Raw genomic sequence first — 14,291 nt, forward strand, 5'->3', positions numbered from 1 at the left:
CGGTCGCTTTAAAAGCTTTCCGTAGGAAAGCTCGCTTCGGAAGCATCACTTCCCCGAATTTCTACCTTTATTATAGGTTTTATTCAAGAAATCTGGGGCAGTGGCGATGGGGAGCACCATCCGACTGCGCAATGGCACGATACGAAACTTTTAAGTTGAGCTTATTGAGAAAATCTAATAAAAAACAGGGGGGGATACCCACGATGGATAAAATGGTTTTGCATCGTATGGAGTATTACGGATATCATGGCGTTTTTCCAGAGGAGCGCAAGCTGGGACAACGTTTCTATATTGATTTGGAACTGGAGCTTGATCTGCGTGAAGCGGGTGAGCAGGATGCCTTGGACAAAACGGTTAATTACGCCGAGGTGCATTACACCGTTAAAGATATTGTAGAAAAGGAATCTTACCAATTGATTGAAGCTTTGGGCGAACGTATTGCATCTTCCCTACTGGACACTTATACTAGTGTCAATGCACTGACTGTCAAAGTCACAAAGCCGCATCCGCCGTTTGATATTCATTTTCAAGGCGTGACGGTTGAGCTTTATCGCGCAAGAAAGTAGGAACGATACATGAATGCACATTCGACCTCTGAGGCATCAGAGGCTTATATTGCTTTAGGGGCTAATTTGGGGGAGCGCGAGCATACCCTGTATGAAGCCATTACGGCGCTGGACGAACATCCGGGTATACGGGTGCTTCGGTGCTCCAGCCTGTACGAAACAGAGCCTGTTGGGTATCTGGATCAACCTTCTTTTTTGAACATGACGGTAGCCGTATCTACAACACTTGCTCCAGAGGAGCTTCTGGTATATATGCTGGAGGTGGAGAGTCGTCTGGGGAGAGTAAGACACATTCCTAATGGGCCACGAACCATTGATCTGGATTTGTTATGGATGGAAGCGGCGCAACTGGCTACACCGGATTTGGAGCTTCCTCACCCTCGTATGTTGGAGCGTGCTTTTGTGCTGGTTCCTTTGGCTGATATCGTTCCGAACCAAGATCCGTCCGGTCTGTACAGTATCGTGCATACTGCATTGAATTCTGTGGATGGAAAGGACGGCATACAGCTTTGGAAAACATGCAGCTGGCGCAACGACTCCGCGCCTTTCGGAAGCTAAAAGGGTTCACACAGCAGGAGTTGGCAGAACGTACTGGTATATCTTTGACTGTATTAGGTGCTGTGGAGCGAGGCAATCGTAGAGTAGACCCAGACATGCTGAACATCATCGCCCAAACGCTAGAAATTGAAGTCCGGGAACTGACGGAATGACGATAAGTATACGATATAAAAGAAGGAATAAAGGGGTGAACAGATATGTTGAAAATCGGCGATATTGAAATGAAAAACCAAGTCGTCTTGGCACCCATGGCAGGCGTGTGCAATCCTGCTTTTCGCTTGATCGCCAAGGAGTTCGGTACAGGCTTGGTATGTGCAGAGATGGTTAGTGATAAGGCCATCATTCACGGCAACAAGCGTACACGTGAGATGCTGTTTGTAGATGAGCGCGAGAAGCCGCTTAGCTTGCAAATTTTTGGAGGCGACCGCGAATCTTTGGTGGAAGCAGCGAAGGTGGTAGATCAGGAAACGAATGCAGATATTATTGATATCAATATGGGCTGCCCGGTTCCCAAAGTGACCAAATGTGATGCAGGTGCTCGTTGGCTGCTCGATCCAAACAAGATTTATGAAATGGTATCGGCGGTAGTGGAATCGGTAAGCAAGCCGGTTACCGTGAAAATGCGTATTGGTTGGGATAGCGAGCATATTTATGCCGTAGAGAACGCTCGCGCTGTTGAACGTGCCGGAGGTCAGGCCGTTAGCGTACATGGCCGTACACGGGAGCAACTGTATACGGGACATGCGAATTGGGATATTATAAAAGAAGTTAAAGAAGCAGTTTCCATTCCTGTAATTGGAAACGGTGATGTGGCATCACCGGAAGATGCCCGCCGCATGCTGGATCTGACCAATTGTGATGGCGTTATGATCGGACGCGGTGCTCTGGGGAATCCGTGGATGCTCTACCGTACGATTGAGTACTTGCAATCAGGTGAGCTGTTGCCCGATCCTTCACCGGAAGAAAAAATCCGCATTGCCATTCTGCATATGGATCGTCTGGTTGCATTGAAGGGTGAAGCGGTAGCTGTCCGTGAAATGCGCAAGCATCTGGCTTGGTACCTCAAGGGGTTTAAAGGTTCTGCACGTATTAAGGATGTCATTATGGAAGAAACAAAGCGCGACGATATGGTACGTATTTTGGATCAATTTGTATCTCAATTGCACATGGTAGAAAACGATGAGCCTTCTACAAGTGCTGCTTCTCCTGCTGCTGTTGCGCAATAAGGAAGCTGTTCCGGCCTGCGCACGCGATTGACTTTTCCAATTGCTTGCCCTATAATCGTTCAGTATAAAATCTTGATGTATGCTACAAATTGTGTGCAGCTCTCAAGACAACAGCAGGAAATGTTCTCATTCCCTCAGAGTGGCATATTATGTTTTGAAAGCGTGCATTCCGATGCACTTTTAAACTTTTCCCATGACAGGAGAATCGGTTAAGATGAGCGATAAAGAAGTCATTCTGACACAGGAAGGTCTTAGAAAGCTCGAAGATGAGCTTGAGAACTTAAAGTCTGTCAAACGCCGCGAAGTGGCTGAACGGATTAAGGTAGCCATCGGATACGGAGATATTAGTGAAAACTCCGAATATGAGGATGCGAAGAATGAGCAGGCCTTTATTGAAGGCCGTGTAATTACGTTGGAAAAGATGCTACGCAATGCCCGCATTATCAATAGTGATGAAATTGACACCGATGTTGTGGGAGTAGGTGCAACTGTGACCGTTGAAGATTTGGAATTCGGAGATATTACAGAGTATGCTATCGTAGGTTCCGCCGAATCCGACCCGCTACAGAATAAGATTTCGAATGAAAGTCCGGTTGGCAAGGCAATTCTCGGTAAGAAAAAGGGAACTGTTGTGGATGTCACCGTTCCAGCAGGCGTTATTCAATATAAAATCGTGGATATCAAGAAATAAGACACGGACTTTGGAATTTAATGTAAAAGCTTCCTTGTGGAAGCTTTTTTTCTCTACACCCGGACGGACCCCGGCCCGTCTATTCATATTGAAGGAGCTGATTTAGCACCATGTCGGATGAAACTACTAACCAGGAAACACAAGAAAATCGCGAGGAATTAAGTGAACTATTACAAATTCGTCGTGCCAAATTGGACGAGCTTCGCGCATTGGGCATTGATCCTTTTGGACGCAAATACATACGCACGGCTGAAGCGGGCGTACTACTGAGCAAGTATGACAGTTTGACTAAGGAAGAACTGGAAGAAAAGAATATTGAAGTTAGCATAGCAGGCCGTATTATGGCTAAACGTGTTATGGGAAAAGCCAGCTTTGCTCATATACAGGATCTTAGCGGACGTATTCAAATTTATGTTCGTCAAGACACGGTACCTGAATCCAAATATAAAGCATTTGGTATTTTGGATCTGGGTGATATTGTTGGTGTTAAGGGTGTGCTCTTCAAGACCAAAACGGGCGAAACGACAATCAAAGTGCTGGATATTGAGGTCTTGTCCAAATCCTTGTATCCATTACCAGAGAAATATCATGGCCTGAAGGATGTTGAATTGCGTTACCGTCAGCGGTATGTCGATTTGGTTATGAACCCTGAAGTACAAAAAACGTTCATTACACGGTCCCGTATTATTCAATCCATGCGTCGTTATCTCGATTCGCTCGGCTATTTGGAAGTTGAAACCCCAACATTACATTCCATTGCTGGCGGGGCGGCGGCGAAGCCATTTGTTACGCACCATAATGCATTGGACATGCAGCTTTATATGCGTATTGCTATTGAACTCCATTTGAAACGACTAATTGTCGGCGGAATGGAGAAAGTATATGAGATCGGTCGTGTTTACCGTAATGAAGGTATTTCGACCCGCCATAACCCTGAGTTTACGATGATTGAGCTGTATGAAGCGTATGCTGATTATAAAGATATCATGCAATTGACGGAAAACATGGTTGCACATATTGCGCAGGAAGTACTGGGCACACAACACATTCAATATCAAGGCCAGGAAGTGGATCTGACGCCGCAATGGCGCAGAGTCTCCATGGTTGATGCTGTTAAAGAAGTAACAGGTGTAGACTTTAGCGTGCAGATGAGTAATGAAGAAGCTCATCGCCTTGCGAAAGAGCATAAAGTTTCGGTTGAACCGCATATGACATTTGGCCATATCCTGAATGCATTCTTTGAGCAGTTCGTAGAGGAAACGCTTATTCAACCGACCTTTATTACTGGACATCCGGTTGAAATTTCGCCGTTGGCCAAGAAAAACGAACAAGATCCGCGGTTTACGGATCGCTTCGAGCTGTTCGTGGTTGCTCGTGAGCATGCGAATGCGTTCACTGAGCTGAATGATCCAATCGACCAGCGCCAACGTTTTGAAGCACAATTGCTGGAACGTGAGCACGGTAACGACGAGGCGCATGAAATGGATGATGACTTTATCCGCGCCTTGGAATACGGGATGCCACCAACAGGTGGACTGGGCATCGGCATCGATCGTTTGGTTATGTTGCTGACAGATGCGCCTTCCATTCGCGATGTGCTGCTTTTCCCGCATATGCGTAACCAACAGTAGAATAACATAACATTATGAATATAGAGGATCAGCCGGGCTTCCCGTGTCTTGTTCCTCTTTTTCATAAGAACGGATGGAGAGAATACTCTAATGAAACGCAGCGTCAAGCTTAGTCGGTTCGCATCGCCTCCTTTTATATTGGTCATCGGATATTTATTGATTATTGCATTGGGTACTTTGCTACTGATGCTTCCTGTTGCCAATCATAGTGGTCATGCTCCGCATTGGATTGATTCGCTTTTTACGTCCGTCTCAGCCGCTTGCGTCACAGGACTGGTCGTTGTTGACGTCGATTCAACGTATACGATGTTTGGCGAAACCGTCATTTTGGTGCTGATGCAGCTAGGCGGGCTGGGGTTTATGACCTTAGCGACCTTGTTTGCGCTGTTGTTGGGGCGGCGATTATCGTTAAAGGATCGGTTGCTGCTTAAGGAGGCTATTAATGCCGATAGCATGGAAGGGATCGTGCGTATTATTCGCAAGGTGCTGATCTTTTCCTTTACCATTGAGGCGATAGCTGCCGTCGTCTTAGCTTTGCGGTGGATGCGAGAGATGCCTGTCGGACAAGCGATATATTATGGAATATTCCATTCCGTATCCCTCTTTAATAACGGGGGATTCGATCTGTTCGGGACTAGCTTCCAACAGTACGCTGGAGATTTTGTTTTCAATATGATTGCATCTGTGCTCGTTATATCAGGAGGCTTGGGTTTCCTTGTACTTAGCGATCTGTTCGATTTTCGCCGTACCCGGAGACTGTCTCTACACTCCAAAATGGTGCTTAGCGTGTCGGGAGTGCTCATTGTGGTTGGTGCGCTGGTTTTATTTGTTTTTGAGTTTACCAATGCACGAACCTTGGGTGCGCTGAACTGGGAAGGCAAAGTATATGGAGCTGTCTTTCAATCGGTCTCCACGAGATCATCAGGTACGAGCACAGTCGATATCAGCGGGTTAAGGCAGGCAAGTCAGTTTTTTATTATGTTGCTGATGATTATCGGTGCTTCTCCGGGCTCCACGGGAGGAGGAATTAAAACGACTACGTTTCTGCTTATGGTAGGTGCGCTAATCGCCGTCATGCGAGGACAGAAGGAAATTGTGTTTTTCCGTCATAGGGTCCCCAAAGATATCATGATGCGGGCGCTGACCATTATTGTACTGGCCCTATTTATATTCTCGATTGTGGTTATACTGCTCTTAATGACAGAGGATGCGCCATTTCTCTCCCTTGCATTTGAGGCTGCTTCCGCAATCGGAACGGTAGGGTTGTCTGTAGGAGTGACGCCAGGATTGTCTGACGCAGGCAAGCTGATTATTTGTGTGACTATGTTTATTGGTCGGATTGGTCCTCTTACGATTGCCTATGCCATTCGTCCACGCTCGACCAAGACATTGTACCGTCGTCCCGAAGGTCATATTGTAATTGGATAGTGTATCTGTAAAAAAAGATGTACCCGTGCTGATTAGCATAGGTACATCTTTTTTCATTTCAGATCATCATAATTCTTTATGGGTAGCATATCATGTAAAATGCCCATTTTGAGAACAAGACGAAATGGGCTGAACAGATACTGATTTTCGCAGAAAAAAACGGCTATTTGTTTCCTTTTATGTAATTATAGACAAAATACTAGGAATATTATGTATAATATTGTATGATAGTGGGCATGAAAGGGGGATAGTTGAGGTGAATACCAATTTCTAATTTGAAAGGAATCATCTATTATGTATTTATTTATCATTAGTGCAGAAGTTTTATTTTGGGTTTTTGTTGTTGCAGGGTTGATCGCAAGGTATATGTTTGGCTTGAAGAAATTAGGCGGTCTTCTTTTACTATTTACCCCCATTATTGATATCCTGCTACTGATTGCGGTGTTCATCACGGTGAAAAGTGGCATGGAGATTACGACTGCTACTGGCTTGGCGGCCTGTTATTTTGGTATTACAGTAGCATTTGGTCATAGGTTAATTAAGTGGGCGGATGTACGGTTCTCCCATTGGTTTGGTAAGGGACCCAAGCCTGAACGTAAGTATGGTGCTGCTCATGCAAAAGAGGAACGGATAGGTTGGTTGCTTCACCTTTTGGGCTGGGCTATAGGTAATGCTTTGTTGCTCGCCATCATTGTGTATGTTGATGATCCGCAGCGTACGGTGTCTTTGGAGGGCATTATGCAAACATGGGCGATCGTTCTGGCAATCGACTTTGTTGTCTCCTTTAGCTATACTTTAGCTCCCAAAAAACAAAAGCGTAGTCTATAGAGGTTAAGGCTTTACACTTAGATTAGATAAAATCTGGCTGGTCACTCAGGATGTTCAAATCGGAAGACTCATTGTTGTTGAAAATGAAGTGGTTACTTCCGGTAGTGGGGTGAGTCCGTCGTCGAAATGTAAATATTTACAAAAATATGAGGATTTTATGTTTAACTCACTTTGACAGTCACCTTATTTTTGCCTCGCTATCTTTTTTCACACACATGTATCCCTTTCGATTTGAACACAGACCACCAGAAGCAACACAACTATTTTTTGTGAGATGACAGACAGCATGCAAGATGTGTTACACAAATTTTAAAATAAATTTTGTGATTTGCCTAAAACGTCGCCTATCCAAGTTTGGCAATTAACGCGATAATATTCCAGGAAAGATTACATATGTCTATAAATGTAGACATACGCAGTTAAGTTGTTATTTTGTTTAAAAATGTAAAAAAAGAAAGGTGGTTTCTGTGGCAGTACTACTGAGCGGTAAGAACATTTTGATTATGGGCGTGGCTAATAACAGGAGTATTGCCTGGGGGACAGCTCAATCTTTAGCTGCTGAAGGAGCACAGCTCATTTTTACTTACGAAAATGAGAGGGTTGCAGAGCGGGTACTAAAGCTCGTTGAAACCATTCCAGGAGCACTGGTCTGTCCTTGTAATGTTCAAAGCAATGAAGAGCTTGATGCATTGGCGGATTTTCTAAAAGAAAAAGTAGGCGTATTACATGGTTATTTTCACAGTGTCGCCTATGCTAAGGCTGAGGATTTGGATGGCTTGTTCGTTGACACTTCTCGTGAGGGATTCGCCGTTGCACAAGAAATCAGTGCCTATTCTCTGGCTGCTGTCTCCCGTCGAGTATACCCACTGATGACAGAGGGTGGAAGTATCGTCACCATGACGTATATTGGCGCAGAACGAGCGATCAAAAATTACAATGTTATGGGTGTGGCGAAGGCTTCACTGGAAGCCAGCATGCGCTATCTGTCGAATGATCTGGGCACATATGGCATTCGCGTAAATGCGATTTCCGCTGGTCCGATACGGACCTTGGCTGCCTATGGCATTAAAGATTTTAACACAATGCTCAAACATATTGAAGAAACTACGCCCCTACGCAAGACGGTTGATACGTCGGAAGTCGGAGATACGGCGTTATTCCTATTTTCCCATTTATCGAGAGGCATTACGGGTGAAGTTATCCATGTAGATGCTGGATACCATATTACGGGGATGTAAGGAGGGAACGTTGTGCTTATTACGCATACGGATTGCCGTATTATCTCACCTGAAGGAGTTATGACTAGGGAGCGTCTGGAGCGAGACGTTACGATCTTCTCCCGGATGTTGACGCTCAGAGGAATTCCCGAAGACGGTAGAGTGATTCTGAAAGCGGCCAATTCCTATTGGTTTGTTGTGTCTCTGTTCTCCCTGTGCAATATTGCTGTTTCGGTGACTGTGGTGGACGAGCAGACTGTGCTCGATGAGGTGGCCCAAATCTATGATGAAGCGGGTGCCTGTTGCATCCTTACGGATTCCGATTTAGAACTTCCTCATGCTCTCGTTATTCTGATTCAAGATCTGATTCAAGAAGAAGCAGTACACCCGGATTGGGTGGGAGAGCCAAAGCTTGAAGCCCTCGACTTTAGCAAGTGGTGCGAGAGGTCAGATGCGCTCATTCTGTATTCTTCAGGTACGACGGGCAAACCCAAGGGAATCGTGAAAGCTGGTTCAGCTTTTATGGAGAATATCAGGCATTCCATACACGCCATGAACTACCTACCGTCTGACCATATGCTCCCCGTTGTGCCTTTTTCTCATTTTTATGGAATCTCACTTATCTTCTCCTGGTGGTTAACTTCATGTTCTCTCATCATCTGCAATCCAAAAAACCTCTGGAGCGTCATTGCAAGTATTACGAAAGACCGGGCGACGGTCGTAGACGCTAACCCCTCTGCTTTTTACACCTTGTTGCGTATGCTAAACCGAAAACCCGAACAACTGGAAATGGTCAAGGAAGCTCCGGTGCGCATGTGGTGCGTAGGCGGTTCCCCACTTACCCAGGACCTTGAAGAGAAATTTAACAACATATTTGGACAGCCCCTCCTGAATGGTTACGGCCTTTCTGAACTGGGCAACGTTACGCTGGGGACGCTAGAGTGTCCGAAGGGTTGTGGCCTACCATTACCTGGTGTGGATCTGAAAATACTAGATTCTACAGGCAACCAGCAGGCGGACGGTATCGTAGGCGAAGTGTGGATACGCAGTGCTGGATGCATGGAAGGTTATCTAAATCGTCCAGACCTGACGCAATCCGTTCTACAGGACGGCTGGTTCAAGACGGGGGACCTGGGCTATCTGGATGACGGAATGCTGTATGTCATTGGTCGCAGCGGTAAGACGGTCAACCGGATGGGCTACATGGTATCTCCGGTCTATATTGAGGACCGAATTGGTTCGCTAGGCTACCGATCCTGCGTGATTACCTTGGAGGATGAGGCTAAAGGGACATTGCTTGTCGCATTCATCGAAAGTGATTCCTCACAGGTCGTGCCTGTGCTCCGCAAAGAGATGAGTCAGGTACTCCCTTCATACATGTTTCCCGATCTTTTGCTTCCGCTCGATCATTTTCCTTTAAATCGCAATGGAAAAGTAGATCGTCTGGAGATGGAGCGTGTTGCTCTAGAGAAAGCTGCTTCTCGCAAAGCATAACAAGATATATACCAAAACTGCATACAGGAAAGGGAGAATGTGCCATGAGTATAAATCCAGAACTGGCAGAAAACACACTGTTTCTGAAAAGGCATGAATCTATTCTGAAATGCCTCAATTATTTGATTGAAAATCGGCAGGAAGTGATGGATATTCTCACGCAATTTTCATCCTATCGGGCCGCCAATGCAGAAATTGACTCCACGATCCTCACACTTCAAGGTGCTCTGCAAGAAGTGCAGACCTATCAGCCAAGCTGGCAACGATCTATGGCTGTATTCATGCCTTCCAACGTCATTTTGTACTCCTATGCATTATACCTCTTGATTCCGTCCCTGTACGTTGAAAATATAGACTTTCGCCCTTCTTCTCACGTAAACGAGTACGTCAACATGCTGCATGAAAAGCTTCAGGCTGTACACGGATTACCCATCTATATTCGTAAGGTCAGTCAAAGGGTTTTTATGGAAAATTCGGTTATGCCAGCTGATATTGTGGTGTTCACCGGGAGCTATGTCAATGCGGAGAAGATCAAAAAACAAATCCGAAAAGACCAACTCTACATCTTCTATGGACAAGGGATCAATCCTTTCGTCATCGGACCCGATGCTGATCTGGAACTGGCGGTTACCGATGTAATCCGAATGAGACTGTTCAACTCAGGACAGGACTGCCTGGGACCCGACATCATTCTGGTACATCAAGATGTGACAGAGAGCTTCAAAAACCTGCTGATTATGCGGCTTGACCAACTTGTGTTTGGAGCCAACGATGATCCGAACGCAAACTATTCCCCTATTTTCTATAAAGATGCGCTGAACTCAGTTTCTGAATATTTTAATACGAACGATAAGTTTATTATCTACGGCGGTGGCATTGATTTCCGTACGAAAAAGATGGAGCCAACGGTTGTATATAGCGAGCTAGATCAGGATTTGGAGATTATTGAGTATTTTTCACCGGTCTTCAACGTGGTTAGCTACCGAGACGACGAGCAGCTGATCAAGCGTATTTCCTCCAGTTATTTCAGTGAACGAGCAATGGGTTGCAGCTTATACGGGTCTAGTCACCTGGCGGACGTTCTGCGAAAGAAGCACACGCTGACCATTAATCAGACGCTTGAGGATGTGGATCAAGGCAATAAGCCTTTTGGTGGCTATGGCACGATGTCGAACTATATTTTTTACGATTTCAAGCTCATTTCGAAGCCGATCTTGATTTCAGAAATTGTCGCAGAATATTTGTCGGAAAAGAGGAGTTTGGTATGACTGCGAGCTTCTTTCCCTGGGATGCCATCATTGGCTACTTAAAATCGGCTGGGGTTCAGCATCTCTTTGGATTACCAAGTGATGATCTCAAAATCGTATCGTCACTCCCCTCATCCGGTATGGATTTTATTCTGTGCAAAGATCAACGTAATGCTGTGTTTATGGCAGCAGGTTATGCGCTCACCACCAACCAGATGTCCGTATGCGTTGTGGGGAAAGGCCCTGCGCTCAGTAATACACTTACAGGGCTACTGGAGGCCAAGAACCTGGGCGCTCCGCTCCTGCTTTTGGCGCTTGGCACTGGCGGAGACAAGCTGGGTACCCGATCCTTTCAGGAAGCCGATCAAATCTCACTCGTGAAGCCGCTCGTAAAATGGGCTTATCGTGTCGAGCATGTGGATCGGCTTGTATGGGCGATGGAGCGGGCTGCCTTTTTGGCTATCAATGGAGCACCGGGTCCCGTCTATATCGAACTCCCTGAAAACCTGATGGACCAGCCTGTGCCAACAGGGCTTCAGTTTACCCCACCAGAAAAGCTGTCGTGCTCTCCGTCTCGTCGGGAGTTGGATGCATCGTGGGAAATTATTGAGAACGCCCGCAGACCACTCATTCTAGTCGGAGGCGGCATGAAGTCAGGTACAGGTGATGTGATTGAGCGGTTCGCTAACCAACATGGAGCGGCCTTGTTCGCAACCGCCTCGGGACGGGGTGTAGTTGATGAAGACCACGAACTCTTCTGTGGTGTTGCGGGACTCTATACAGATCTCAGTCTAAGACAAATCTGGAAGGAATCTGATGTGGTGATCACACTGGGCAGTCGATTGGAAGAAACGGCTACCTTCGAGTGGGATATTTTGCTACAGGATACACCTTTGATTCAGGTCAATGTAAATCTGGAGGATTTTGCACACGAATACAAGGGTATCAAGGTGCTCGGTGATGGATATGCAGCGGTGGAGCAGTGGCTTGAACGACGTGGGCAGGAGCCTGATGGAGTGTGGCTTGAAACGATTGGGAGTTGTAAACAGGAGGCTTTTTCTCACAGGGCTATTTATCTGGAAGAGCTGAAAAAGACCCCTGGAATCCACGTTCCTGAGCTGTTGGACATGATTCAGACGGAGTTCCCTGAAAATCTAGTGCTTCTTCAAGAGAATGGATTGCAGGATATGTGGTCCTATTTTTATCCATATTTTCGCTTTGCCCACGGTTCTCTTTCGATTGTTCCTAGTGATCAAACGAGTCTTGGATTCGGTGCGGCGGCTGCTCTGGGAGCAAGCGTGGCAACACAACGTCCAGTAGTGGCACTTGTAGGTGACGGTGCGTTCAATCTCTTTTGTTCGGATTTTATGACGGCGGTGGAGTATCAAATACCGTTAATCTATATCGTACTCAATAATGGTGGCTATGGTTGGTTGCAGAATCAGATGAATTATAAACATCTCACAGGGCAGTCCCTCCCGTTTGTTTCTGAGGCGGCCAAGACAGGAATTCAAATTCCTCAGTATGAGTTTGTGGAAAGCCTTGCAATTCGGAGTAAGGGAGAGGCACGGGAACAGCTTCAGCGTGCTTGGCAAAAGTATCAGGAGAACAAGCTTGTGGTCGTCGAGGTATATGCTGATCTTGCGGATGTGCATGAAAAAATCAGTCATGTGTATGGCGACTTTCCTCTCTACGAGCAACAGGCTTCCAAGAATTAATTTCAACGAAGGACGTGGATACAGTGAGAAGACGTGTTGTAGTGACTGGACAGGGAGTCGTAACGCCGGTCGGGCTTAATCTTACGGATTTCTGGAATTCACTGTTGGAAGGAAAAAGCGGAATCGGACCTGTCACTGCTTTCGATACAGCGGACATTCCGACAAAGATCGGTGCACAGGTTACGGGCTTTGACCCATTGCAATATATGAGCAAGAAGGAAGCTAATAAAGTCGCACAGTTCACTCAGTTTGCTTTGGCGGCTGCCCGGCAGGCAGTGGAGCAATCAAAATTAGTGATTGATGAGCGGAATGCAAGTCGCGTGGGGGTTATTGTCGGCTCTGGAGCAGGCGGCCTCGACGTTATAGAGGAGAACTATGGGAAATTAACCAAGCTTGGTCCCAAAAGAGTTTCTCCTTATTTTGTTTCCTCGATGATGATTAATTCAGCACCTGGTGAAATCTCCATTGCTATTGGAGCCAAGGGGCCTTCTTTTGCTGTGGTTACGGCTTGTGCCACAGGAAGTAATGCCATTGGTGAGGCATTACGTACGATCCAGTACGGCACGGCTGATGTTGTGGTTGCCGGTGGAGCAGAAGCCAATTTTAGTCAGCTTGATCTGGCATCTTTTGCGAATATCCATGCTCTCTCCAGACGTAATGAAGAGCCGCAGAAGGCTAGTCGTCCGTTTGATGTGGATCGCGATGGATTCGTCATCGGTGGAGGAGCAGGAGTTTTGGTGCTGGAGGAGTTGGAGTATGCTTTGAACCGCGGAGCCACCATTCTGGCCGAAGTTGTGGGTTACGGATGCACAACTGATGCGTATCATATCACGGCTCCAGATCCCTCTGGCTCCGGCCCGGCAGAAGCGATCAACATCGCACTGCAGGATGGCGGCTTGACACCGCAGGAAATCGACTATGTCAATGCCCACGGTACGAGTACGCCATTTAATGATCGTATGGAGATTAACGCTATTCAAAAAGTATTCGGGGAGCATGCCCCCCAATTGGCGATATCGTCTATTAAATCCATGACTGGCCATTTAATGGGCGGTGCAGGGGCAGTCGAATTAATTGCGACTGTGCAGAGTATGATTCACAGCAAAGTACCACCGACACTCAATTGCGACAATCCTGAAGCTCCTGAATTGAATTTTGTGCCGCATGTATATCAGGAACGCGAGGTCCGCGCGGCGATTAGCAATTCATTTGGTTTCGGAGGGCACAACGTCTGCCTTGCTGTTCGCAAGTGGGAAGGGGAATAAGCCTGTGAGCGAAGAGCTAATCCATATCCCGGATGTGCTTCCGCACCGGTACCCATTTCTTCTGTTGGATGGCGTGACCGGGTACGAAACGTCGCAATGGGCGAAGGGATACAAGCTTGTCACCTGGAGTGAGTGGTTCATTACTGACACTAACCCATACATGCCTCCTATGTTGATTGTGGAGTCGCTTGCACAATTAGCGGCATTCGCTGCGATTGATAAAAAAGGCATTTCATACCTGACTAACCTCAATGGAATTCGATTCCACAGCTTGGCCAAGCCTGGGGACCGAATTGATCTCTATTTTGAAGTGATCAAGCGTCGGCGGGGCTATATTCTTGGAAGCGGTCGGGCTTCCGTAGGGGATCGATTGGTGGTTGAGGCGGAAGAAATTGTTTCACTGGATCAATGACAGGGTGGAA

General features: G+C 46.5%; 14 protein-coding genes. All 14 read left to right on the forward strand.

Features of this window, described 5'->3' with window-relative positions:
* The first annotated feature begins 203 nt into the window (after positions 1 to 203).
* Entirely contained in the window at positions 204 to 566 is a 363-nt protein-coding gene (folB, locus tag NLX82_RS26365; RefSeq protein ID WP_023986457.1) for a dihydroneopterin aldolase, read from the forward strand.
* Between the two features lie 9 nt (positions 567 to 575).
* Positions 576 to 1,124 (forward strand): 2-amino-4-hydroxy-6-hydroxymethyldihydropteridine diphosphokinase, encoded by a 549-nt coding sequence (folK, locus tag NLX82_RS26370; protein ID WP_023986458.1) that lies wholly within the window; start codon positions 576 to 578, stop codon positions 1,122 to 1,124.
* Positions 1,076 to 1,276: a helix-turn-helix domain-containing protein gene (locus NLX82_RS26375; RefSeq protein ID WP_175405216.1), complete on the forward strand. Its 201-nt coding sequence runs from the start codon at positions 1,076 to 1,078 to the stop codon at positions 1,274 to 1,276. Before folK ends, NLX82_RS26375 begins: the two co-directional genes overlap by 49 nt.
* A gap of 45 nt (positions 1,277 to 1,321) precedes the next feature.
* Positions 1,322 to 2,350, forward strand: coding sequence for a tRNA dihydrouridine synthase DusB (gene dusB, locus NLX82_RS26380; protein ID WP_023986459.1), 1,029 nt, complete (start codon positions 1,322 to 1,324; stop codon positions 2,348 to 2,350).
* A gap of 214 nt (positions 2,351 to 2,564) precedes the next feature.
* Positions 2,565 to 3,041, forward strand: a complete 477-nt coding sequence (gene greA / locus NLX82_RS26385; RefSeq protein ID WP_013308160.1) for a transcription elongation factor GreA — start codon at positions 2,565 to 2,567, stop codon at positions 3,039 to 3,041.
* A gap of 110 nt (positions 3,042 to 3,151) precedes the next feature.
* Entirely contained in the window at positions 3,152 to 4,672 is a 1,521-nt protein-coding gene (gene lysS / locus NLX82_RS26390; RefSeq protein ID WP_023986460.1) for a lysine--tRNA ligase, read from the forward strand.
* Between the two features lie 90 nt (positions 4,673 to 4,762).
* Entirely contained in the window at positions 4,763 to 6,100 is a 1,338-nt protein-coding gene (locus tag NLX82_RS26395) for a TrkH family potassium uptake protein (RefSeq protein WP_023986461.1), read from the forward strand.
* A 294-nt stretch (positions 6,101 to 6,394) separates the two neighbouring features.
* Positions 6,395 to 6,928, forward strand: a complete 534-nt coding sequence (locus NLX82_RS26400; protein WP_025719307.1) for a hypothetical protein — start codon at positions 6,395 to 6,397, stop codon at positions 6,926 to 6,928.
* Between the two features lie 467 nt (positions 6,929 to 7,395).
* Positions 7,396 to 8,166 (forward strand): enoyl-ACP reductase FabI, encoded by a 771-nt coding sequence (fabI, locus tag NLX82_RS26405; RefSeq protein WP_013308164.1) that lies wholly within the window; start codon positions 7,396 to 7,398, stop codon positions 8,164 to 8,166.
* Between the two features lie 12 nt (positions 8,167 to 8,178).
* Positions 8,179 to 9,639, forward strand: coding sequence for a class I adenylate-forming enzyme family protein (locus tag NLX82_RS26410; RefSeq protein WP_053324333.1), 1,461 nt, complete (start codon positions 8,179 to 8,181; stop codon positions 9,637 to 9,639).
* A 44-nt stretch (positions 9,640 to 9,683) separates the two neighbouring features.
* Positions 9,684 to 10,907, forward strand: a complete 1,224-nt coding sequence (locus NLX82_RS26415; protein WP_028542503.1) for an aldehyde dehydrogenase family protein — start codon at positions 9,684 to 9,686, stop codon at positions 10,905 to 10,907.
* Complete coding sequence (locus NLX82_RS26420) at positions 10,904 to 12,604, forward strand: thiamine pyrophosphate-binding protein (protein ID WP_254349270.1); 1,701 nt, start codon at positions 10,904 to 10,906, stop codon at positions 12,602 to 12,604. Before NLX82_RS26415 ends, NLX82_RS26420 begins: the two co-directional genes overlap by 4 nt.
* Before the next feature lie 23 nt (positions 12,605 to 12,627).
* Positions 12,628 to 13,869 (forward strand): beta-ketoacyl-ACP synthase II, encoded by a 1,242-nt coding sequence (gene fabF, locus NLX82_RS26425; RefSeq protein ID WP_068938691.1) that lies wholly within the window; start codon positions 12,628 to 12,630, stop codon positions 13,867 to 13,869.
* A 4-nt stretch (positions 13,870 to 13,873) separates the two neighbouring features.
* Positions 13,874 to 14,281 carry a 3-hydroxyacyl-ACP dehydratase FabZ family protein gene (locus NLX82_RS26430; RefSeq protein ID WP_025721676.1) on the forward strand — a complete coding sequence of 136 codons (408 nt, stop codon included), beginning with the start codon at positions 13,874 to 13,876 and terminating at the stop codon, positions 14,279 to 14,281.
* The last annotated feature ends 10 nt before the right edge of the window (positions 14,282 to 14,291 follow it).

Origin of the sequence: Paenibacillus sp. A3M_27_13 (assembly GCF_024213315.1) — a bacterium.
Taxonomy (GTDB): domain Bacteria; phylum Bacillota; class Bacilli; order Paenibacillales; family Paenibacillaceae; genus Paenibacillus; species Paenibacillus polymyxa_B.

Bases quoted from the DNA above. Each gene is read 5' to 3' on its own strand.
- NLX82_RS26415 (WP_028542503.1), top strand. From the start codon at position 9,684: ATGAGTATAAATCCAGAACTGGCAGAAAACACACTGTTTCTGAAAAGG.
- dusB (WP_023986459.1), top strand. From the start codon at position 1,322: ATGTTGAAAATCGGCGATATTGAAATGAAAAACCAAGTCGTCTTGGCA.
- folB (WP_023986457.1), top strand. From the start codon at position 204: ATGGATAAAATGGTTTTGCATCGTATGGAGTATTACGGATATCATGGC.
- lysS (WP_023986460.1), top strand. From the start codon at position 3,152: ATGTCGGATGAAACTACTAACCAGGAAACACAAGAAAATCGCGAGGAA.
- NLX82_RS26420 (WP_254349270.1), top strand. From the start codon at position 10,904: ATGACTGCGAGCTTCTTTCCCTGGGATGCCATCATTGGCTACTTAAAA.
- greA (WP_013308160.1), top strand. From the start codon at position 2,565: ATGAGCGATAAAGAAGTCATTCTGACACAGGAAGGTCTTAGAAAGCTC.
- NLX82_RS26395 (WP_023986461.1), top strand. From the start codon at position 4,763: ATGAAACGCAGCGTCAAGCTTAGTCGGTTCGCATCGCCTCCTTTTATA.
- folK (WP_023986458.1), top strand. From the start codon at position 576: ATGAATGCACATTCGACCTCTGAGGCATCAGAGGCTTATATTGCTTTA.
- NLX82_RS26400 (WP_025719307.1), top strand. From the start codon at position 6,395: ATGTATTTATTTATCATTAGTGCAGAAGTTTTATTTTGGGTTTTTGTT.